The sequence below is a fragment of the Polaribacter sp. genome (assembly GCF_051251875.1).
GTDB lineage: Bacteria > Bacteroidota > Bacteroidia > Flavobacteriales > Flavobacteriaceae > Polaribacter.
In genome coordinates this window covers 16,923-36,952 of record NZ_JBPOGL010000039.1, presented here as the reverse complement: position 1 = coordinate 36,952, position 20,030 = coordinate 16,923, and the positions used below count along the sequence as shown (strand labels likewise).

Annotated in this window: 19 protein-coding genes; 15 read left to right on the top strand and 4 right to left on the bottom strand. The window is 30.1% G+C overall.

The genetic code is table 11. The features are described from left to right. Positions 1–155: 155 nt before the first annotated feature. Positions 156–1,355, bottom strand: a complete 1,200-nt coding sequence (gene sucC / locus ACSHW5_RS14700) for an ADP-forming succinate--CoA ligase subunit beta (protein WP_435676904.1) — start codon at positions 1,353–1,355, stop codon at positions 156–158. Positions 1,356–1,585: 230 nt separating this feature from the next. Here sucC and ACSHW5_RS14695 point away from each other — a divergent pair, with 230 nt between their 5' ends. From ACSHW5_RS14695 to ACSHW5_RS14660, 8 genes are all read left to right on the top strand, one after another. Then, positions 1,586–4,009: a DUF5916 domain-containing protein gene (locus ACSHW5_RS14695; RefSeq protein WP_435676903.1), complete on the top strand. Its 2,424-nt coding sequence runs from the start codon at positions 1,586–1,588 to the stop codon at positions 4,007–4,009. A gap of 268 nt (positions 4,010–4,277) precedes the next feature. Beyond that, positions 4,278–4,937 (top strand): ABC transporter ATP-binding protein, encoded by a 660-nt coding sequence (locus tag ACSHW5_RS14690; RefSeq protein ID WP_435676902.1) that lies wholly within the window; start codon positions 4,278–4,280, stop codon positions 4,935–4,937. Between the two features lie 45 nt (positions 4,938–4,982). Continuing rightward, entirely contained in the window at positions 4,983–5,531 is a 549-nt protein-coding gene (locus ACSHW5_RS14685; RefSeq protein WP_435676901.1) for a CPBP family intramembrane glutamic endopeptidase, read from the top strand. Positions 5,532–5,534: 3 nt separating this feature from the next. Next, a complete protein-coding gene (locus ACSHW5_RS14680; RefSeq protein ID WP_435676900.1) occupies positions 5,535–6,299 on the top strand; it encodes a TIGR02757 family protein in 765 nt (254 codons plus the stop codon). Positions 6,300–6,537: 238 nt separating this feature from the next. Beyond that, positions 6,538–8,487: a BatA domain-containing protein gene (locus ACSHW5_RS14675; protein WP_435676899.1), complete on the top strand. Its 1,950-nt coding sequence runs from the start codon at positions 6,538–6,540 to the stop codon at positions 8,485–8,487. Continuing rightward, entirely contained in the window at positions 8,484–9,743 is a 1,260-nt protein-coding gene (locus ACSHW5_RS14670; protein WP_435676898.1) for a dihydroorotase, read from the top strand. Before ACSHW5_RS14675 ends, ACSHW5_RS14670 begins: the two co-directional genes overlap by 4 nt. A 2-nt stretch (positions 9,744–9,745) precedes the next feature. Then, positions 9,746–10,072 carry a DUF4870 domain-containing protein gene (locus ACSHW5_RS14665; protein WP_435676897.1) on the top strand — a complete coding sequence of 109 codons (327 nt, stop codon included), beginning with the start codon at positions 9,746–9,748 and terminating at the stop codon, positions 10,070–10,072. A 28-nt stretch (positions 10,073–10,100) separates the two neighbouring features. After that, positions 10,101–10,745, top strand: a complete 645-nt coding sequence (locus ACSHW5_RS14660) for an alpha/beta hydrolase (RefSeq protein ID WP_435676896.1) — start codon at positions 10,101–10,103, stop codon at positions 10,743–10,745. Between the two features lie 8 nt (positions 10,746–10,753). Here the strand turns inward: ACSHW5_RS14660 and ACSHW5_RS14655 are convergent, their stop codons facing one another. Further along, a complete protein-coding gene (locus tag ACSHW5_RS14655; protein WP_435676895.1) occupies positions 10,754–11,908 on the bottom strand; it encodes a trans-sulfuration enzyme family protein in 1,155 nt (384 codons plus the stop codon). 75 nt (positions 11,909–11,983) lie between these two features. Between ACSHW5_RS14655 and ACSHW5_RS14650 the strand changes: the two genes are divergently transcribed. From ACSHW5_RS14650 to ACSHW5_RS14635, 4 genes are all read left to right on the top strand, one after another. Then, complete coding sequence (locus ACSHW5_RS14650; RefSeq protein WP_435676894.1) at positions 11,984–12,679, top strand: Rossmann-like and DUF2520 domain-containing protein; 696 nt, start codon at positions 11,984–11,986, stop codon at positions 12,677–12,679. After that, a complete protein-coding gene (locus ACSHW5_RS14645) occupies positions 12,669–13,196 on the top strand; it encodes a KdsC family phosphatase (RefSeq protein WP_435676893.1) in 528 nt (175 codons plus the stop codon). Before ACSHW5_RS14650 ends, ACSHW5_RS14645 begins: the two co-directional genes overlap by 11 nt. A gap of 134 nt (positions 13,197–13,330) precedes the next feature. Next, positions 13,331–13,762 (top strand): DUF2147 domain-containing protein, encoded by a 432-nt coding sequence (locus ACSHW5_RS14640; RefSeq protein WP_435676892.1) that lies wholly within the window; start codon positions 13,331–13,333, stop codon positions 13,760–13,762. Positions 13,763–14,408: 646 nt separating this feature from the next. Then, positions 14,409–15,647 (top strand): ATP-binding cassette domain-containing protein, encoded by a 1,239-nt coding sequence (locus ACSHW5_RS14635; RefSeq protein WP_435676891.1) that lies wholly within the window; start codon positions 14,409–14,411, stop codon positions 15,645–15,647. Here the strand turns inward: ACSHW5_RS14635 and ACSHW5_RS14630 are convergent. Then, positions 15,644–16,285, bottom strand: a complete 642-nt coding sequence (locus ACSHW5_RS14630) for a protein-L-isoaspartate(D-aspartate) O-methyltransferase (RefSeq protein WP_435676905.1) — start codon at positions 16,283–16,285, stop codon at positions 15,644–15,646. The genes ACSHW5_RS14635 and ACSHW5_RS14630 overlap by 4 nt on opposite strands. A 222-nt stretch (positions 16,286–16,507) precedes the next feature. Here ACSHW5_RS14630 and ACSHW5_RS14625 point away from each other — a divergent pair, with 222 nt between their 5' ends. The 3 genes from ACSHW5_RS14625 (at position 16,508) to ACSHW5_RS14615 (ending at position 19,221) form a co-directional block, all read left to right on the top strand. Then, positions 16,508–17,467, top strand: a complete 960-nt coding sequence (locus ACSHW5_RS14625; RefSeq protein WP_435676890.1) for a Gfo/Idh/MocA family protein — start codon at positions 16,508–16,510, stop codon at positions 17,465–17,467. Positions 17,468–17,670: 203 nt separating this feature from the next. Further along, the gene (locus ACSHW5_RS14620; protein ID WP_435676889.1) at positions 17,671–18,558 is read left to right on the top strand and encodes a 3-hydroxyacyl-CoA dehydrogenase family protein; all 888 of its coding nucleotides are present in this window, start codon (positions 17,671–17,673) and stop codon (positions 18,556–18,558) included. A gap of 24 nt (positions 18,559–18,582) precedes the next feature. Next, entirely contained in the window at positions 18,583–19,221 is a 639-nt protein-coding gene (locus ACSHW5_RS14615) for an acyloxyacyl hydrolase (RefSeq protein WP_435676888.1), read from the top strand. A gap of 157 nt (positions 19,222–19,378) precedes the next feature. Here ACSHW5_RS14615 and ACSHW5_RS14610 read toward each other — a convergent pair whose 3' ends face one another. Next, entirely contained in the window at positions 19,379–19,831 is a 453-nt protein-coding gene (locus tag ACSHW5_RS14610) for a cold-shock protein (protein ID WP_435676887.1), read from the bottom strand. Positions 19,832–20,030 lie beyond the last annotated feature (199 nt).

Below are 20,030 nucleotides of genomic sequence, written 5' to 3'. Positions count from 1 at the left end.
CTTAATAACAAAAATGGTTGAAAAAGAAAAAGTTAGTCACAAACAAATTATATGCAACTAACTACTGACCTCTAAAAATTATTTTATAAAACTAAAAAACGCTTTACCAAATCTTGGTAAAGCGTTTTTAAATATACTATTTTGTTTCTTTAAAATTAAGAAGCTTCTAAAACTTCTTGTACTTTATCTGCAGCTTCTTGAAATTCTGTTGCTGAAATAATTTTCATTCCAGAATTGTCTATTAATTCTTTTGCTTCTTTTGCATTGGTACCTTGTAATCTACAAATAATTGGCACATTTATTCTGTCTCCCATACTTTTATAAGCATCAACAACACCTTGTGCAACTCTATCGCAACGTACAATACCACCAAAAATATTTACTAAAATTGCTTTTACATTAGGATCTTTTAAAATAATACCAAAAGCAGTTTCAACTCTAGCAGCATCTGCAGTACCACCAACATCTAAAAAGTTAGCAGGCTCTCCACCAGACTCTTTAATTAAATCCATAGTTCCCATTGCCAAACCAGCTCCGTTCACCATACAACCAACATTACCGTCTAAATCTACATAGTTTAAACCTGCAGCTTTCGCTTCAACTTCAATTGGGTTTTCTTCACGTAAATCACGCATTGCAGCATAATCTCTGTGTCTATATAATGCATTTTCATCCAAAGAAACTTTAGCATCTACTGCCATAATTTTAGAATCAGATGTTTTTAACACTGGGTTAATTTCAAACATAGAAGAATCTGAACCAATATACGCTTTGTATAAATTAGTAACAAATTTTGTCATTTCTTTAAAAGCCACACCAGATAAGCCTAAATTAAAAGCAACTTTACGTGCTTGAAAAGGCATGATTCCTAATAAAGGATCAATCTCTTCTGTAAAAATTAAATGTGGAGTTTCTTCTGCCACCGTTTCAATATCCATTCCACCTTCCGTAGAATACATAATCATATTTTTACCAGTTGCTCTGTTTAATAATACAGACATATAGTATTCATCTGGCTCAGAATCTCCAGGATAATATACATCCTCACAAATTAAAACTTGGTTTACTTTTTTACCTTCAGCAGATGTTTGAGGCGTAATTAACATCATTCCAATAATATCATTGGCAATGCTTTCTACTTCTGCTAAGTTTTTAGCCAACTTAACTCCTCCTCCTTTTCCACGGCCTCCAGCATGAACTTGAGCTTTAATAACGTGCCAACTTGTTCCTGTTTCTACAGTTAACTGTTTGGCTGCATCTACAGCTTCTTTATGGTTGCTTGCAACAATTCCTCGTTGAATTCTAACGCCAAAGCTGCTTAAAATTTCTTTTCCTTGATATTCGTGTAAGTTCATTTGATCTTGTTTAAAACGCAAACAAAAATACAAATTCATAAATAAAAAGATGCATAGTTTTAATAAAATAAAAATGGATTAAATTTCTTTAAGATAATTTTAACATTCTAAGAATGTAACAGTATAAATAATAAGTAGTCTTTTTACTAACCAACACCTTTTATTTTTATATTTATCCTAAGAAAGATATATAAATAGCTCTTTCTTTACAGATAATCAACCAAAATTACATGTTAAAAAAAACCACATTTTTACTGTTAACAGTGCTTCTAATACAGCAGTTACCAGCTCAGAACAAAGAAAATAGGAAAACAATTACAACTACAAGAATAAAAAAAGCACCTAAAATAGATGGTGTTTTAAATGATGATGTTTGGAAAAATGCTGAAATTTGTACAGATTTTGTAATTCTAAGACCCGCAAACGGAGATCTTGTTTCTGAGAATTACCAAACAAAAGTTAAGGTTATTTATGACGATGATGCCATTTACATTGCCGCTCAAATGAACGACCCTAATCCTGAAGAAATTCCTAAAGAGTTTGCCGTTAGAGACAATTTTAGCATTGCAGATTTCTTTTTAGTTACCATAAACCCCAATGATGATGGTCAAAACCCATTTGAATTTCTAGTTCAAGCCACAGGAAACCAGGCAGACTCAAAAGTTTCTAATGGAAATGAAGATTTTAATTGGAGTGCGGTTTGGAAAAGTGCGGTTTCTACAGATGATAAAGGCTGGAATGTAGAAATGGAAATTCCGTATAGAGCAATACGTTTTGCTAATAGACCCGTACAATCTTGGGGATTTAATTTTCACAGAAGATTAGAAAAATTAAATGAACAACACACCTGGACACATATTAATAATGCCGTGGGTAGATGGACACAATATGATGGTTTAATCACAGATTTTAGAAATATAAAACCTCCAACAAGGTTAAACTTATATCCGTATGCCTCTGCAACCACTACTATTTTTGAAAAAAAAACCGATTTTGATTGGAGTGTTGGTATGGACATAAAATATGGTTTATCTGATAATTTTACGCTAGATGCAACATTAATTCCAGATTTTAGTCAAGTTGGATTTGATGATGTTGAATTAAATTTAGGTCCCTTTGAGCAACAGTTTTCAGAACAACGACAATTTTTTACAGAAGGAACAGAACTCTTTAATAAAGGAAACTTGTTCTACTCTAGAAGAATTGGTAGCGCTCCTATAGATCAATTCGATGTAGAAAGCAACCTATCTTCCGATGAAGAAATCACAAATTATCCGAGCAAAGTAACCATGTTAAACGCTATTAAAGTATCGGGTAGAACAAAAAGCGGATTGGGAATTGGCTTTTTTAACGCCATTACAGAAAAAACAGAAGCTACCATAAAGAATACTTCAACCGGAAACTCTAGAAAAGAAGTCCTAGAACCTTTTACCAACTATAATATTTTAGTTTTAGACCAACAATTTAATCAGAATTCTACGGTAACGTTAATTAATACAAATGTTACACGAAACGGAAAGTTTAGAGACGCAAATGTAACAGCTTTAGATTGGCATATAGAAACAAAAAATAGTAAATACAATGCAGATGGTTCTTTTAAAATGAGTAACATTTCTGATGATATAAACCACCCAAGCACTGGTTATACTTTTGACAATAGTTTTGGCTATACTTCTGGAAATTGGTTTTGGGAATTAGGATATAACTTTGAAAATAAAGACTTTAACCCTAATGATTTAGGAATTTTATTTAGTAATAATGAGCAAGTTATTTATGGAAACCTAGGCTATAGAACTTTAAAACCTACCAAAAATTTTAACAGTTACAGTTTTAATTTTTACAACAATGCTCAATTTCAACATTTTTCAGGCCTTTACACAGGATATCAAGCAGGATTTGGCGCAGATGCACAAACAAGAAAACGTTTCTTTTTTGGTGGAAATTTAAATTACGGTTCAGAAAATCGAGATTATTTTGAACCCAGACAAGGTTCTACAAGCGGTATTTATTTTAAACAACCAGAAAGAAAAAATATCAATGTTTGGATTTCTTCCAACTCACAAAAAAAACTAGAAATAAATGCTGATGCTTGGTATACTGGTTACTCCAAAAACCCCAAATACGGATATGGGTTTAGTGTAGCTCCTCGGTATCGATTTACAAATCAATTTTCTTTGAGATATCAATTAAATTATAATACAACATTTAATGACCAAGGTTATGTAGATGAAGATGCCACAGATGTAATTTTTGGATTTAGACACAGAAAAGATTACACAAATACTGTTTCTGGTAAATATAGTTTTAGCACAAACTCTTCTTTATCTCTAAGTTTTAGACACTATTGGGGCGCTGTTAATTACAACAGTTATTCTAATTTAAATTCTAAAGGAGGTTTAGACCCAAACACCACTTATACGGGTGAAGATGTTAACTTTAATAGTTGGAATTTAGACCTAAATTATTTCTGGCAATTTGCACCTGGTAGTCAATTAATTGTATTTTATAGAAACGCAATTTTTAATGAAGACACCAACTCAAAATTGAATTTCCGTAAAAATTTAGACAACCTTTTTGCACAATCTCAACAACATACTTTTTCTGTACGTTTTGTTTATTTTATTGATTATAACAAGCTAAAAAGCATATTTTAATCACCATTAACAGCATTCAGACTTTTAAAGAAATTTCAAAATACAACGTCCAAAAATTTGTGAGCTTTTATGATTTTCAATTGTGGTAGAAAAAACAAAACTGCACATCTTGCAAGTCCTGGTTTATTCCGCCCTTTTGCTTTTATCAATTATATAACTTGAGAGAAATCAGAAAAAAATCATAAAATTCGGTTCAACTAGTTTTATTCTGTTACTGTTTTAGCAAATAATCAGTTTGTTTTTATACTTTCGTGACAAAGCTAAAAAAATGATTAAAGGTAAAAATATTCACAAATATTATGGTGATGTAGAAGTTTTAAAAGGTGTAAACTTACACATAACAAAAGGTGAAATTGTAGCCATTGTAGGTCCTTCTGGAGCAGGAAAAACAACCTTATTACAAATTTTAGGAACTTTAGACAAGCCTTTAAAAGAGCAAAATTTCGAACTCTCTGTAAATGATATTTCTTTAAAAAAACTATCCGATAAAGAACTTTCTCTATTCAGAAACAATCACATTGGTTTTATTTTTCAATTTCATCAACTTTTACCAGAATTTACAGCGTTAGAAAACGTTTGTATTCCTGCTTTTATCGCCAAAAAAAACAAAAAAGAAACCGAAGTAAAAGCAAAAGAAATTCTAGATTTTCTAGGCTTATCGCATAGAATTAACCACAAACCAAATGAACTTTCTGGCGGCGAACAACAACGTGTTGCTGTTGCTAGGGCTTTAATAAACAGCCCTTCTGTTATTTTAGCTGATGAACCTAGTGGAAATTTAGACAGTGAATCTGCTAAAAATTTACACGAACTTTTTTTTAAACTGCGTGATAAATTTGGTCAAACATTTGTATTGGTAACTCACAACGAAGAATTAGCAAATATGGCAGACAGAAAATTAACCATGATTGATGGAAAAATCATCTAATGAGATACAATTTTTCTTTTAAACTACTAATGATTAAACATTCTCATGAAAGAAACTTTCTTAAATTTAATTAACTATCTAAAAAATCCAGTACTTGAAAAAGACTCAAATACGACCTTAAAATATCGATTTAAAATATTTTTCCATTTATTAATTATAAGTATTATAACGGGAATAATTATTGCTCCTTTTTTTGCTATCCTAGAAGAATTACAATTAGTAAATATGGAAAACCATAAAATTGAAGCCATGTTTAAAGACATGGGTGTTCTTCAAATTATAGCATTAGCAGCCATTCTTGTACCCATTATTGAAGAAGCAATTTTTAGAGCACCAATAACTGCTTTTAAAAAACCCTTATATTTTAAAGTTGCCTTTTATTCATTTGCTTTATTATTTGGATTTGTGCATATTTCAAATTTCGACATTACCACAAATGTATTGTTACTATCGCCACTTCTTGTATTACCCCAAATACTTCTAGGAGGCTATTTAGGCTATATTAGAGTCCGTTTTGGAATCCAATGGTCTATGTTGCTTCACGGCACTTATAATTGCATTTTAATACTATTAAGCATGCTTGTAGAATCGTAAAAGATGAAAAAAACTGAGTTAAAAGAATTTTTAGACCAAAAAGTAATGCTATATAACAATCCTAAGTTTATAGCGTCTGACCCTATTCAAATTCCACATCGTTTTACAAAAAAAGAAGATATTGAAATTTCTGCTTTTTTAACCGCTACCATTTCATGGGGAAATAGAAAAATGATTATAAAAAATGCCTCTAACATGATGGATTTGTTAGATAATGCTCCGCATGATTTTATCTTAAACCATCAAGAAAACGATTTAAAATCTTTAGAAGGATTTGTTCACAGAACATTTAATTCTGTTGATTTACAACAATTCGTAAAATCATTACAACACATTTACAAGAAGCATAAAAGCTTAGAACATGTACTCTCTATTAAAAATGATGAGACTACATACAAAAATGCAATTCATCATTTAAAACAAGTATTTTTTGAAGTTGAACATGTACAAAGAACACAAAAACACATTTCTGATCCCTTAAAAAATTCTGCTGCAAAACGCATTAATATGTTTTTACGTTGGATGGTTAGAAATGATAATGCCGGTGTAGACTTTGGTATTTGGCAATCGCACAAAACAGCACATTTATCATGTCCGTTAGACGTACATTCTGGCAACGTAGCAAGAAAGTTAAAATTACTTTTAAGAAAACAAAACGACTGGAAAGCACTTTCTGAATTGGATACAAATTTAAGAAAACTAGACAAATCAGATCCTGTAAAATATGATTTTGCTTTGTTTGGTTTGGGTGTTTTTGAAAAATTTTAATTACTAATATTTCCTAGTAAGTGGTTCTCTAAAATTATGCTGATTTTTATTTGAACCTTTTAAAACGACTCAGAAATAAAAGGCGGAAATAACCATACTTTTAAATAAAACCCTAATTATACAAACACACTCTTAAGCAATTCAACGGCATAAAATTCTAGCTAAAAACAGCCTTCAATAATTCTTCATATTACTAATATTATTTTACCTATTTTTGAACTTCATTCAAACAGGTAAAATGCAATTTAAGCATCCAGAAATACTTTACTTTTTAGCACTACTAATTATACCCATTTTAGTACATTTATTTCAGCTACAAAAATTTGTAAAAGTACCTTTTACAAATGTTGCTTTTTTGCAAAAACTAGCACAACAAACTCGCAAAAGTTCACGTATTAAAAAATGGCTTATTTTGGCTATAAGAATGCTTGTACTTGCAGCGATAATTTTTGCATTTTCACAACCTTATTTTAGCAATAATAAAAACATACAAAACCAACATACTTTTATTTATTTAGACAACTCTTTAAGCATAAACACAAAGGGAGAGAAGGGCAATTTATTACAAACTTCTATACAAGAAATTATAGAAAATGCCCCAGAAAAAGATAGTTATTCTTTGCTAACAAATTTAGAATTTCACGAAAACATTAAGTTTCCTGAACTAAAAAATATACTTTTAAACACTAAAGAAACTTCTAAAAACTTAGATGTAGCCACAGTTTTGCTAAAAATAGAAACTGAAAACAAGACTAAAACTAACACTTTACATAAAAACATATTAATATCTGATTTTCAGAACACTTATAACAACCAGTTTACAAATGTAACACCCCTGTTTTCGGCTATAAAACTAAAAGCATCACAAAAAAACAACATTTCGGTAGACAGTGTTTTTATTAGCAATGCAAATGCTACCAACTTTACAGTAAATATCTTGGTTCAAAATAAAGGAATACCACAAATCAATATTCCTATTGCTATTTACAACCAAGAAAAACTAATTAGTAAACAATCTTTTTCAATTGAAGAAAACACCAATACAACTGTTCAATTCACTATTCAAAATCAACCTACATTTTTAGGGAAAATAGAAATTACTTTTAGCGATGTTTTTCCTTTTGACAACGTCTTTTATTTCAACCTAAATAACAACAAAAAAATAAACGTTTTAGCCATTGGAGATGACGTAAAATATTTGTCTAAAATTTACACAAAAGAGGCTTTTAATTTTGCAAATACTACACAACAAAATGTGAATTATAATTCCATTTTAAAACAGCAAATCATCGTCTTAAATGAGCTAGAAAACATCTCAGAAATTCTAACAAAAAGCTTATTAGAATTTTCTAAAAATGGTGGGAATTTGGTAATCATTCCGAATGAAAAATCACAATTAAATTCTTATAATAATTTGTTATCAAGTTTAAAAATTGGCACTGTTAAACCCATTATAAAAGACACATTAAAAATTACAACCATCCATTATAGTCACCCTTTATTTCAAAATGTATTCTCTAAAAAGGTGAGTAATTTTCAATACCCAAATGTTCAAAGTTACTTTCCTCTGACAACAAAAAACAATAGTAAAATTGTATCTTTTGAAAACGGATTCCCTTTTATTCAGCAAATAAATACGGCAGGCGGAAAAGTTTATTGGCTCTCTAGCGCCATTCACAAAACCAATAGTAACTTTTTAAATTCTCCTTTAATAGTTCCGGTTTTTTATAATTTTGGAAAACTAAGCTTTACACATCCTCAACTCTATTATAGAGTTGCAAAAGAGAATAAAATAGACATAGAAACAAGCGTTAAAAAAGATGTAGTTTTACAAATTTCAAGTCCAGAAAACGCCTTTATTCCATTACAAGAAACCTATCAAAATAAAGTAACTATTACCACAAATGAACAACCTTTAACTGCAGGTTTTTACACCATATTAAAAGAAAATGAGCCTATTGATCAGTTAGCATTCAACGCACCTAAAGAAGAAAGTTCTCTTGATTTTTTAGATTTAGAAATATCAAAAAAAGACAATAAAAATATTGAAACAGCATCTTCTATAAAAAGTGTTTTTCAAAAAATAAACAAAAAGAATGAAGTTCATTGGCTTTGGAAATGGTTTTTAGCGTTGGCAATTGTATCTTTGTTCTTAGAAATTTTTATTTTAAAATTCTATAAACCATGATTACGCTTATTAAATCGGCAACGATTATAGACACTACAAGCCCTTACCATCAGCAACAAAAAGACATTTTAATTATTGATGGAATCATCAATAAAATTGCAGATGTAATTCCTGTAAAAAAAGAATATCAACTTGTAAACAAAGAAAACTTACATGTTTCTTGCGGTTGGTTTGACACCAGTGTTTCTTTTGGAGAACCAGGGTATGAAGAACGTGAAACTATTAAAAATGGTTTGCAAGTTGCAGCAAAAAGCGGATTTACAGCTGTTGCGGTAAACGCAAACTCGAATCCTGTTATTGACAATAAATCTGCTGTAGAATTTCTAATTAACAAAGCTACAGGATTTGCTACAAAACTATATCCAATAGCCGCTTTAACCCAAGAAAGTAACGGTAAAGAAATGGCCGAGTTGTATGATATGCAGCAATCTGGCGCAATTGCTTTTGGTGATTATAAAAGACCAATTGTGAATGACAATTTGATGAAAATTGCACTTTTATACGCTCAAAATTTTGATGGATTGGTATTCAGTTTCCCTAAAAACAACGCTATTTCTGGAGAAGGAATTGCCAATGAAGGCATAAACAGCACCAAATTAGGACTCAAAGGAAACCCCGCTTTAGCAGAACATATTCAGATTGCGCGTGATTTATTTTTACTAGAATATACAGGTGGTAAATTACATATTCCTACTATTTCTACAGCAAAATCTATCGACTTAATTAAGGACGCAAAAAAGAAAGGATTGCAAGTTAGTTGTAGTGTTAGCGTGCATCATTTAACATTAACAGACAACGAGTTGCATGCTTTTGATAGTAATTTTAAAACAAATCCGCCATTAAGAACCCTTGCAGACATTAAAGCGCTACAAAAAGGGGTGAAAAATGGCATTATAGATATGATTACTTCTGATCATAATCCGATAGATATTGAACATAAAAAAGTAGCTTTTAGCGAAGCAAAAGATGATACAATAGGATTAGAAAGTGCTTTTGGTGCCATTAACTCTGTTTTAAATACAGAAGACTTTATAGCCTGTTTAACAACAAAACCAAGAACAGTATTTGGTTTAGAAAACACTAGCATTCAAGAAGGCAATCTTGCAGACATTACATTTTTCGACCCGGAAAAAAAATATACATTTATCAATAAACATATTTTATCAACTTCTAAAAACAGTGCTTTTATCAATAAAAATTTAAAAGGACAGGTTTACGGAATTTTTGCAAACAATCAATTAATTTTAAACTCATAAACATGGAAAATCAAACAGTAAACGAAGGAAAAACAATGGCTATTATTAGTTATATTACTATAATAGGGACTATCATTGCTTATTTCATGAATAATAGTAAAAAGAATTCTTTTGTAAATTTTCACATCAGACAAATGATTGGTATTTTTCTTTTATCTATGGTAAACAAATACTTAATTTATGATCTTTTAGGATCAAAAGCCGGATGGATTGTAGGGATTTTAATTTTTATTCTTTGGATTATTGGATTTATTGGCGCTGTAAAAGGTGAGGAAAATAGAATTCCTGTTGTGGGAGATCAATTTCAAGAATGGTTTAAAAACATCTAATTAACATTTAAATTTATATCATTTTTTTATGAGTGAATTACATTATTTGGTTCGAGAACCAAAAACCCCCATTAAAAACCCACCTTTATTAATATTATTACACGGTTACGGCAGTAATGAAGAAGATTTATTTTCCTTTGCTGAAGAATTACCCGAATATTTTTTAATCATTAGCGCACAAGCTCCTTATTCTATGGGCTTTGGTGCTTATGCTTGGTATGCAATAAATCTTGATGATGTAAAAGGTAAATTTTCAGATTTAAAACAAGCCAAAGAATCTATTGATAAAATAGCTGTTTTTATTGATGAAATAAAAAGTAAATACAACACAAACCCAGATAAAACTTTTTTATTAGGATTTAGCCAAGGCGCAATTTTAAGCTACTCTTTAAGTTTCTTTTACCCATCTAAAATTCAATACGTACTAGCCTTAAGCGGTTATATTAACACAGAATTGTTACCAGAAAAAATTTCTGACAAAACAACAACTAGTTATTATTGTTCGCACGGTACTGTAGACCAAGTATTGCCTGTAGAATGGGCACGAAAATCGAAGCCATTTTTAGACAATTTAGGTTTGGAAAATGTATATTCTGAATATCCTGTAGGACACGGAGTTGCACCACAAAATTTTTACAGCCTAAAAAGCTGGCTAGAAACAAAATTGAAGTAAGACTGCTCTTACTTCAATTTTGCCAATGCTTGTTCTATATCTTTTATTAGGTCTTTTGTTTCTTCAATACCCACAGAAAAACGAATTAATCCATCTTTAATTCCTTGTTTTGCTCTTTCTTCAGGAGACAATAAAGCGTGTGAAGTTTGGGTAGGACTTAACATTGTACTCTCAACACCCGCCAAACTCATAGAAGGTTTTATCAGTTTTAAATTATTCTGAAACTTTAAAGCATCAATTCCTTCTTTTAATTCAAAAGACATCATGCCACCAAAATTCTTCATTTGCTTTTTTGCCAATTTATAATCAGCATGACCTTTTAGCCCAGGATAATAAACTTGATACACTTGCGGATGCACAGCCAAATATTTCGCCATTTTCAAGGCATTTTTAGATTGACGTTTTACACGTAAGTTTAAGGTTTTCAAACTTCGCTCTAACATCCAAACCATTAAATCACTCAAGTTTCCTCCTAAGTTTTTTCCCATATTAAAAATTTTTTCAATATGTTCATTAGAACCTGCAACTGCTCCTGCTAAAATATCTGAATGACCACCCATATATTTTGTAGCAGAATGAATCATGATATCAATACCAAAATCTATAGGAGTTTGATTTATTGGCGATGCAAAAGTATTGTCTATCATAGTTACAATTCCCTTTGAAGCAGCCAATTTAGAAACCGCTTTCATATCAGTAATTGTTAATAAAGGATTAGAAGGCGTTTCTATATAAATTACCTTGGTATTTTTTTGAATTTCTTCCTCAAAATCTTTTATTGACAAGCTTTTTGTAAACGAATATTCAATTCCGAATTTTTCAAATTCTTCTACCACAAAATTATAGGTTCCACCATACAATGTTTGCTGTAAAACAACATGATCTCCTTTTTGCAAAAAAGCCAATAAACTTGTACTTACCGCTGCCATTCCGGAACCAAAAATCATCGCATTTTCTGTTTTTTCTAAAGCCGCAATTTTCTTACAAAGCATTTCTTGATTTGGCGTATTAAAATACCTCGGATATCTTTTTACATCTACCCCATCAAAAGCGTAAGATGTAGCCATATAAATAGGTGATATTGCACCTTTAAATTGTTCATCTTTTACCTCACCTATGTGCGTACAAATAGTATTTATACCAAATTTATTAACGTCTTTCATATACTATAGAATTGTTAGCTGCAATTTACAAATTTCATTTGCAATAGTGTAAATAATTTCAATATCTTCGCCCTTATGGTTACAGTAGTTGTTATAGGAAACGGAAATGTTGCTTCCCATTTAGTACATGCTTTTTTAAAAGTAGACACTATAAATGTTACGCAAATTAATTCTAGAAAATTAACAAATATTCCGCAAGCGGATGTTACCATTATTGCTGTTTCTGATGATGCTATTGCCAAAGTTTCTTCTAAAATAAACAATTCTTTTGTGGTTCACACCTCAGGAAGTGTTGGGTTAAATTCCTTACAGAACAAGACCAGAAAAGGGGTTTTTTATATGTTACAAACATTTTCTAAAGATAAAATGGTTGATTTTTCTGAAGTTCCTTTCTGTTTAGAAACAGAAAACAAGAAAGATTATCTAGCACTAGAAACACTAGCAAAATCTATAGGAAAAAAAGTATATGCTATTAATTCTGAACAAAGAAAAACGCTACATGTTGCTGCTGTTTTTGTCAATAATTTTACAAATCATCTTTATAAAATTGGAAATGAAATTTGTACAGAACACCAAGTACCTTTTGAAATTTTATTTCCCTTGATAAAAGAAACAGCTGTAAAAATTGAAACTTTGCCACCAGGAGCAGCCCAAACTGGACCAGCAATAAGAAATGATAAAAAAACAATAAAAAACCACTTAGATATGCTTAATATAAAACAGCAAAAAATCTATACAATTTTAACAAAATCAATCCAAAATGGAAATTAGTTACAAACAACTATTAGCAAATATAACTACCTTAATTTTTGATGTAGACGGTGTATTAACTAACGGAATGGTTACTATTATGCCAGACGGAGAGTTAATAAGAACCATGAATATAAAAGATGGCTATGCTTTAAAAACTGCTGTTGACCAAGGTCTAAACGTTTGTATAATTTCTGGAGGAACAAACGAGGGCGTAGGAAAACGCTTGGCAAACTTAGGGATAAAAGACATCTATTTAGGAGCGCATGATAAAATTAAACAATACCATGAATTGGTTCAAAAATACAATTTACAACCAGAAAACGTATTATATATGGGTGATGACATCCCCGATTTCCCTGTCATGAAATTAGTCGGATTTCCGTGTTGCCCAAATGATGCTGTACCTGAAATTAAAAATGCATCTAAATATATTTCTAATATAAAAGGCGGAGAAGGTTGCGTAAGAGATGTAATTGAACAAATTTTACGAGTTCAAGGAAAATGGGAGGGAAATTTTAGTGCAAAATATGATTGAAAAAAAATAATATTGCGATATTTCTTTTATTGTAAGTAAAATTTTGCATTACTAAAAAATATTATTTAATTTAGAGCTTTTTTAATAAAGAATGTTAAAAAAAACCTTTAATAAAGGTATAAAATAACATCAAAATGAGAGAGAATTTTTTATCTTTACTTTTTATAATGATAACATTTAGTGTTCTTTCTCAAACAATTTTTGGCACTTGGTATTCAAGAAATGAAGAAACAAATATAATAGATTCGGTAATAGAAGTTTATGAAAAAAAAGGCAAGGCTTTTGCTAAAGTTATAGAGATTTTAGATAAAACAATTAAAGAGCCTATTTGCCAAAATTGTAAAGATATCTATAAAGACAAACCCATTTTAGGGCTAACTATCTTAAAAGATTTAGAGAAAAATGGTAATGAATGGTCTGGAGGCAATATTCTAGACCCTCGAAATGGTAAAATTTATAAATGCAACATATCACTGTCAACGCCAAACAAATTAAAATTACGTGGTTACATTGGCATTACTTTTTTCGGTAAAACATCTTACTGGGAAAGAACAAAAAAAATATAATAAAAAGTGAACAACAAAAATTTACACACTATCGCCCTTTTTTTTACAGGATTAATTTATATAATTATTAAATATTGGTATATCTGTGTGTGTTTACTTGTTTTTATGTATTATTATGATGAAATTCTAGTACATAATAAAGATTTGATTTCTCTTATTTAAAAAATCACAAACACCTCTTTTTTTACTCTGGTACTATTTAAATACGCATACAGAAAACCAAACGAACAGATGTAAGTGATTACTGAAACATGTTATTCAACTACTTTTCAACTTTTTCAAGCATCTATTAGCAGGATTTTTAATTCATCTTTTTAATGTGTATACGCTGTTTTTTAGGTAAAAAATAATAGTATAATTCCTATTTATAAAAGCAACAAAAATAGCGTTTATTGCCGCTAAAGAAAGTGTAAAACTGACACTAATTTCAGTAATTAGAACCACCAAACAAATCAAACTTGAGATTTGCTTTTTAAAGTAACCTTACTAGAAATAAAATGAGTAAAAATTGCACAATAAATTTTACACTTCTTTTGAAAGATGTAAAAAATTTACTTAAAATTTATAATTAAATTTTATCTTTGATTTCAGTTGATAAATGCCAAAATTATTGATTTAAAACTGCTTCAATACATTATAATAAATGATGATAAACTTTCAATTTGCAGTTGAGAATGCAAAACTTTTAGTAAAAAACAAATTCATAGAAAACATATTAAACGGTACACTTACTTTACCTAATTTAAAGAATAAAAAAGGACTTCTATTTTCTAATTCAGTTTTAGAAGAATTCATAGAAAAGGAAGCTCGCTATCAAACCCAGATCATTACCTTTAAAGAGAACAGAGGTATTCGTACTTTTTCTAGTGGAGAACAAAAAAAAGCATTGCTTAACTATTTAATTCAACAAAAACCTGAGTTTTTAATAATAGACAGTCCTTTTGAAAGTTTAGACACGAATGCTGTTTCCAACTTAAAAGAAACACTTATAAAGTTATCTTTAGAAATAGTTTTAATTCAAATTTTTAATAGAAAGGAAGAAGTTTTACCAATAATCACGCATTTTTTAGATGTTAAAAACAGTGAAATTAGTGCAACTATTCCTAAAGAAAAATACACTTTTAAAGAAAACAATTTTGTTTTTAAAGGCAATGTTCCTAATCCAATTACTACCTACAAAAACATACCAGAACAGTTAATCTCCTTGCAAAATGTTACAGTACATTATGGTGATAAATGCATCGTAAACTCCATAAATTGGACCATCAATAAAAATGAATTTTGGCATTTAATAGGGCCAAATGGCTCTGGTAAAACTACTATATTGTCTATGATTTATGGCAATAACGTAAAAGCGTACCGCCAAGAAGTTTATTTATTTGGTAAGAAAAAAGGTTCTGGAGAAAGTGTTTGGGAACTCAAAGAAAAAATAGGTTATTTTAGTCCCACTTTATTGGAGTTATTTAAAAGAAGAACAACTGTTTTACACATGGTTATTTCTGGTTTTTTTGACAGCGTTGGTTTGTACAAAACACCCACTACTTTACAAACTAAAGTTGCTGAAGACTGGCTAAGGTTATTAAACTTAGAAAGTAAAAAAAACTCACCTTTTCAAACCTTAAATACGGTTACACAAAGATTAATATTAATTGCAAGAGCAATGATTAAACATCCTCCTTTATTAATTTTAGATGAACCATTAATTAATTTAGACAACCAAGGTACCGCCATTGTAGTGGCTTTAATTAATAAAATTGTAAAAGAAAGTACTACTACACTACTTTTTGTTTCTCACAGATCTGTTAAAAACTTACAACCAAATTACACTTATCAACTTACACCTTCTAACAACGGATCTTTTGGTAACATTAAAGAAAACAATTAATTCCGTTCTTCTAACATAGGTACAAAAGCAAAATCTCCTAATTCCTGTTTTTCAAATTCTTTGGCAGATTTTCTGATGAAAAGCGTCATAATCTGAGTAGCATCTCCCACGGGAATTAACAACATCCCTCCTATTTTTAATTGCGATAATAATGGTTTTGGCACAAAAGGTGCACCAGCGGTAACAATTATTTTATCAAAGGGAGCTTGATCTTTTAAACCTTTATAACCATCTCCAAAAATAAATTTCTTAGGATTGTACCCTAGTATTGGCAAAAACAATGAGGTTTTCTTAAACAATTCATGTTGTCTTTCTATGGTATATACTTCTGCTTTTAAAGCTAATAAAACTGCGGTTTGATATCCAGATCCTGTACCAATTTCTAGCACTTTATCTCCTTTTTTAATTGATAAAGTTTGTGATTGAAAAGCAACCGTATAAGGTTGAGAAATAGTTTGATCTGCTGCAATAGGAAAAGCTTTGTCTTGATAAGCATGCGCTTCAAAACTAGAATCTATAAATAAATGACGTGGAATTTCACGCACAGCGTTCAACACATTTTTATCTGTTATGCCTTTTGCTTTTAAAATTGTAGCCAGTTGATTTCTAAGTCCTTGATGTTTTGCTGTATCCTTCAATATTGTTTTTTTTCTAGAGTCTAAAAATAACAATAATTCTAAATACATTCTTATAAAATTGTATCTTTGTTTTATAAGTGGTTTCTACTATTTATAAAAAATTAAAACATTTATTTTAACGTTGTTACAAAAAACTTGCTTGTTCTAAGTAAGAAAATGATGAAGTAATTTCTCTATTTACAAATTTCTTCTCATTATAAGTAATGAAAAAAACATACATTTATGCTTAAAGTTGGAGTTCTAGGTGCAGGACATCTAGGGAAAATTCATCTACGTTTATTACAAGAATCTAATAAATATGAATTGGTCGGTTTTTTTGATCCGTTTACAGAAAATGCACAAAAAGTTGCTAAAGAATTGGGTTATAAATTATTTGATTCTATTGAAGATTTAATTGAAGAAGTTGAAGTTGTGGACATTGTTACACCTACTTTATCTCATTTTGAATGTGCAAAAAAAGCCATTGAAAAAGGTTGTCATGTTTTTATTGAAAAACCTATTACCAAAACAGTGTTAGAAGCGGAAGCTATAAAAACCTTAGCTAGTCAATTTCATGTAAAAGGACAAGTTGGTCATGTAGAGCGTTTTAACCCAGCCTTTACAGCTGTGAAAGACAAAATTAACAATCCAATGTTTATAGAAACACACAGGTTGGCAGAGTTTAATCCTAGAGGAACAGATGTTCCTGTAGTGCTAGATTTAATGATTCATGATATTGATATTATTCTTTCTGTAGTAAATTCTAAAGTAAAAAATGTACATGCTAGTGGTATTTCTGTAATATCAGAAACACCAGATATTGCAAATGCTAGAATTGAATTTGAAAACGGTTGTGTTGCTAATTTAACAGCAAGTAGAATTTCTATGAAAAACATGCGTAAATCAAGATTTTTTCAAAAAGACGCTTATATTTCTGTAGACTTTTTAGCAAAACAATCAGAAGTTGTTAGAATGAAAGATGTTCCTAAAAAACCAGATGAATTTGCCATGATTTTGCAAAATGCAGAAGGTGTTAAAAAACAAATTTATTTTGATAATCCGGAAGTAAAAAATAACAACGCAATTTTAGACGAATTAGAAACTTTTGCAGATGCTATTGAAAATGGAACCGACCCTATTGTAACTTTAAGACAAGGTACAGAAGCGTTAAGGGTAGCGCAAATGGTCATTGACTCTTTTTAAAAAGAAGTTTTAAGTTTTTAGATAAACAGTAAGTTGGCAAGAAAGTGGGTTAGGGATTGCAGTGAAAATCCTTTTTTATGCAAGTTCGAGAGTTTTTCTTTTGATGAGAAAACATCAAAAGAAAAATATTGAGAACAAATAAAAAAGATTGTAACGGAAAGCCCGACCTTTAGGGAACGCCCAAAATTTTATAATTTATATTGATGAAAAACATAGCAGTAATAGGCGCTGGAACCATGGGAAACGGCATTGCACACACATTTGCACAGTTTCATTTTAACGTACAATTAATAGATGTTTCTGCCGCCGCATTAGAGAAAGGATTGGCAACTATTTCTAAAAATTTAGATAGAATGGTGGCTAAAGAGAAAATTTCTATCGCTGATAAAAACCAAACTTTAGCAAACATAACAACGTTTAACTCTTTAAAAGATGGTGTAAAAAATGCGGATTTAGTTGTTGAAGCCGCTACAGAAAACGCGGTTTTAAAAGCAAAAATTTTTAAAGAATTAGATGATTATTGTCCTGAAAAAACAATTTTAGCAACCAATACATCTTCTATTTCTATTACACAAATAGCCGCCGTTACAAAGCGTCCGGAAAAAGTAATTGGCATGCATTTTATGAATCCTGTGCCCATTATGAAATTGGTGGAAATAATTAGAGGTTACAACACGGCAGATGACGTAATGAATAGTACGGTTGCGCTTGCCAAAATAATTGGTAAAACTCCGGTTGAAGTTAATGACTACCCTGGGTTTGTTGCCAACAGAATTTTAATGCCAATGATTAATGAATCTATTGAAACCCTGTACAATGGTGTGGCGGGCGTACAAGAAATTGATACAGTGATGATGCTTGGAATGGCACACCCTATGGGACCTTTACAATTGGCAGATTTTATTGGTTTGGATGTTTGTTTGTCTATATTAAATGTAATGTATGACGGTTTTAAAAACCCTAAATACGCTCCTTGTCCGTTGTTGGTAAACATGGTTTTGGCGGGTAAACTTGGTATAAAATCTGGCGAAGGTTTTTATGATTATTCTAAAAGTAGAAAAGCTGAAAAAGTAGCTAAAATGTTTTCTTAAATACATTTCAACAATCAATTAATGATGCAAAAAATACTATTCACTTTTTTTACATTTATGGTATTTTCTTCTTTTGCTCAGGAGAAAAATAAAAGTTTTTTACATCCAGATAAAATAGGTTTTTTGTATAATACGGCAAGAAATGAGAATTTTTTATATAATGATTTAGATTATACTTATACTTCTTCTACGTTTAAAACTCAAGCTTTTTATACTTTAAAAAACTGGAAGTCTTTTGACTTAGAATTAATTGTTCAACCTCAAATTCAGTTTTTAAAACACCAACTTTTAAATGAAAGTTTTGTGTTGCCAAGCGAAGAAGATTATCAGCAAAAAAGAGCTGAATTTACGAAATTAAAAAACATGCACTTGTACGCGCTAGAATTTGCAATTGGCATTAAAAAAGAACTTTTTACAAAACTAAGCGCTAATGCTAGCTTTGGTTTGGGACTATCTTATATAGACACTAGAAGTGAACGCCTTGCAAAAGGGTTTACTTTTATAGAAAATTTATCTTTAGGACTTTCTTACCAAACTACTAAAAAAACTTTTTTACTTGTGGGTACAAATTTAGGACATGTTTCTAATGCAGAACTAAAACAACCAAATAGCGGTTATAATGCTCTTGGTTTAGAAATAGGCTTTTCTTATATTTTGGACTAATATTGCTTTTAATTATATCGTATAAAATAAAAAAAGAACTCTTAAGAGTTCTTTTTTTATTGTGATAAAAGTGTTTCAAATCCTGATACAAACTCTAGTTGAGTATATTTTTATCAGGAAAGACAATTTCAATGGAAACCTCGAAAGATTATTTAGATTATATTTTCTTTACTTTAACAGCATTTAAGCCTCTCATTCCTTTTTCTAATTCAAAAGAAACTTTGTCGTTTTCTGTAATTTCATCTATAATACCACTTACGTGTGTAAAATATTTTTCGTTATTCTCTGTATCAATAATAAATCCAAAACCTTTAGAACTATCAAAAAATGAAACTTTTCCTTTTCTAACAGGATCTTCTTCTGGTAAATCTTCTTTTTTGGTTACTGAAATTTGAATATCTTCTAATTCATATTCTACTTTTAAATCTGGATCTGGAGGAGTATCAGTTAAATTTCCATTATGATCTACATAAGCAAACTGAATTCCGGTTGGTCCATTTTCTTCTTTGTTCGCTTTTCTAGCGTCCATTTTCTTTTGCTTGTCTTGACGTTTCTTTAAACGTTTCTTTTCTTTTTCACTTTTACTAAATGTTTGTTGCGATTTTGCCATTAAAAATATAAGAGTTTTAAATTATTGATTCTGATAAGATAAAATACCTAACTGGAAATTAAAAATCTAACTACCGCTAACTAGTTTATTTAGAAGAGTGTATTTTTTCTTAATGGCACAAAGATACGACAAATTTAAAAATTTTCAAAAATACTTAACAATTTAAGTAAAATTTATTATCAACTAGCAACTTATAAAA

Bases quoted from the DNA above. Each gene is read 5' to 3' on its own strand.
- sucC (WP_435676904.1), bottom strand. From the start codon at position 1,355: ATGAACTTACACGAATATCAAGGAAAAGAAATTTTAAGCAGCTTTGGC.
- ACSHW5_RS14695 (WP_435676903.1), top strand. From the start codon at position 1,586: ATGTTAAAAAAAACCACATTTTTACTGTTAACAGTGCTTCTAATACAG.
- ACSHW5_RS14690 (WP_435676902.1), top strand. From the start codon at position 4,278: ATGATTAAAGGTAAAAATATTCACAAATATTATGGTGATGTAGAAGTT.
- ACSHW5_RS14685 (WP_435676901.1), top strand. From the start codon at position 4,983: ATGAAAGAAACTTTCTTAAATTTAATTAACTATCTAAAAAATCCAGTA.
- ACSHW5_RS14680 (WP_435676900.1), top strand. From the start codon at position 5,535: ATGAAAAAAACTGAGTTAAAAGAATTTTTAGACCAAAAAGTAATGCTA.
- ACSHW5_RS14675 (WP_435676899.1), top strand. From the start codon at position 6,538: ATGCAATTTAAGCATCCAGAAATACTTTACTTTTTAGCACTACTAATT.
- ACSHW5_RS14670 (WP_435676898.1), top strand. From the start codon at position 8,484: ATGATTACGCTTATTAAATCGGCAACGATTATAGACACTACAAGCCCT.
- ACSHW5_RS14665 (WP_435676897.1), top strand. From the start codon at position 9,746: ATGGAAAATCAAACAGTAAACGAAGGAAAAACAATGGCTATTATTAGT.
- ACSHW5_RS14660 (WP_435676896.1), top strand. From the start codon at position 10,101: ATGAGTGAATTACATTATTTGGTTCGAGAACCAAAAACCCCCATTAAA.
- ACSHW5_RS14655 (WP_435676895.1), bottom strand. From the start codon at position 11,908: ATGAAAGACGTTAATAAATTTGGTATAAATACTATTTGTACGCACATA.
- ACSHW5_RS14650 (WP_435676894.1), top strand. From the start codon at position 11,984: ATGGTTACAGTAGTTGTTATAGGAAACGGAAATGTTGCTTCCCATTTA.
- ACSHW5_RS14645 (WP_435676893.1), top strand. From the start codon at position 12,669: ATGGAAATTAGTTACAAACAACTATTAGCAAATATAACTACCTTAATT.
- ACSHW5_RS14640 (WP_435676892.1), top strand. From the start codon at position 13,331: ATGAGAGAGAATTTTTTATCTTTACTTTTTATAATGATAACATTTAGT.
- ACSHW5_RS14635 (WP_435676891.1), top strand. From the start codon at position 14,409: ATGATAAACTTTCAATTTGCAGTTGAGAATGCAAAACTTTTAGTAAAA.
- ACSHW5_RS14625 (WP_435676890.1), top strand. From the start codon at position 16,508: ATGCTTAAAGTTGGAGTTCTAGGTGCAGGACATCTAGGGAAAATTCAT.
- ACSHW5_RS14620 (WP_435676889.1), top strand. From the start codon at position 17,671: ATGAAAAACATAGCAGTAATAGGCGCTGGAACCATGGGAAACGGCATT.
- ACSHW5_RS14615 (WP_435676888.1), top strand. From the start codon at position 18,583: ATGCAAAAAATACTATTCACTTTTTTTACATTTATGGTATTTTCTTCT.
- ACSHW5_RS14610 (WP_435676887.1), bottom strand. From the start codon at position 19,831: ATGGCAAAATCGCAACAAACATTTAGTAAAAGTGAAAAAGAAAAGAAA.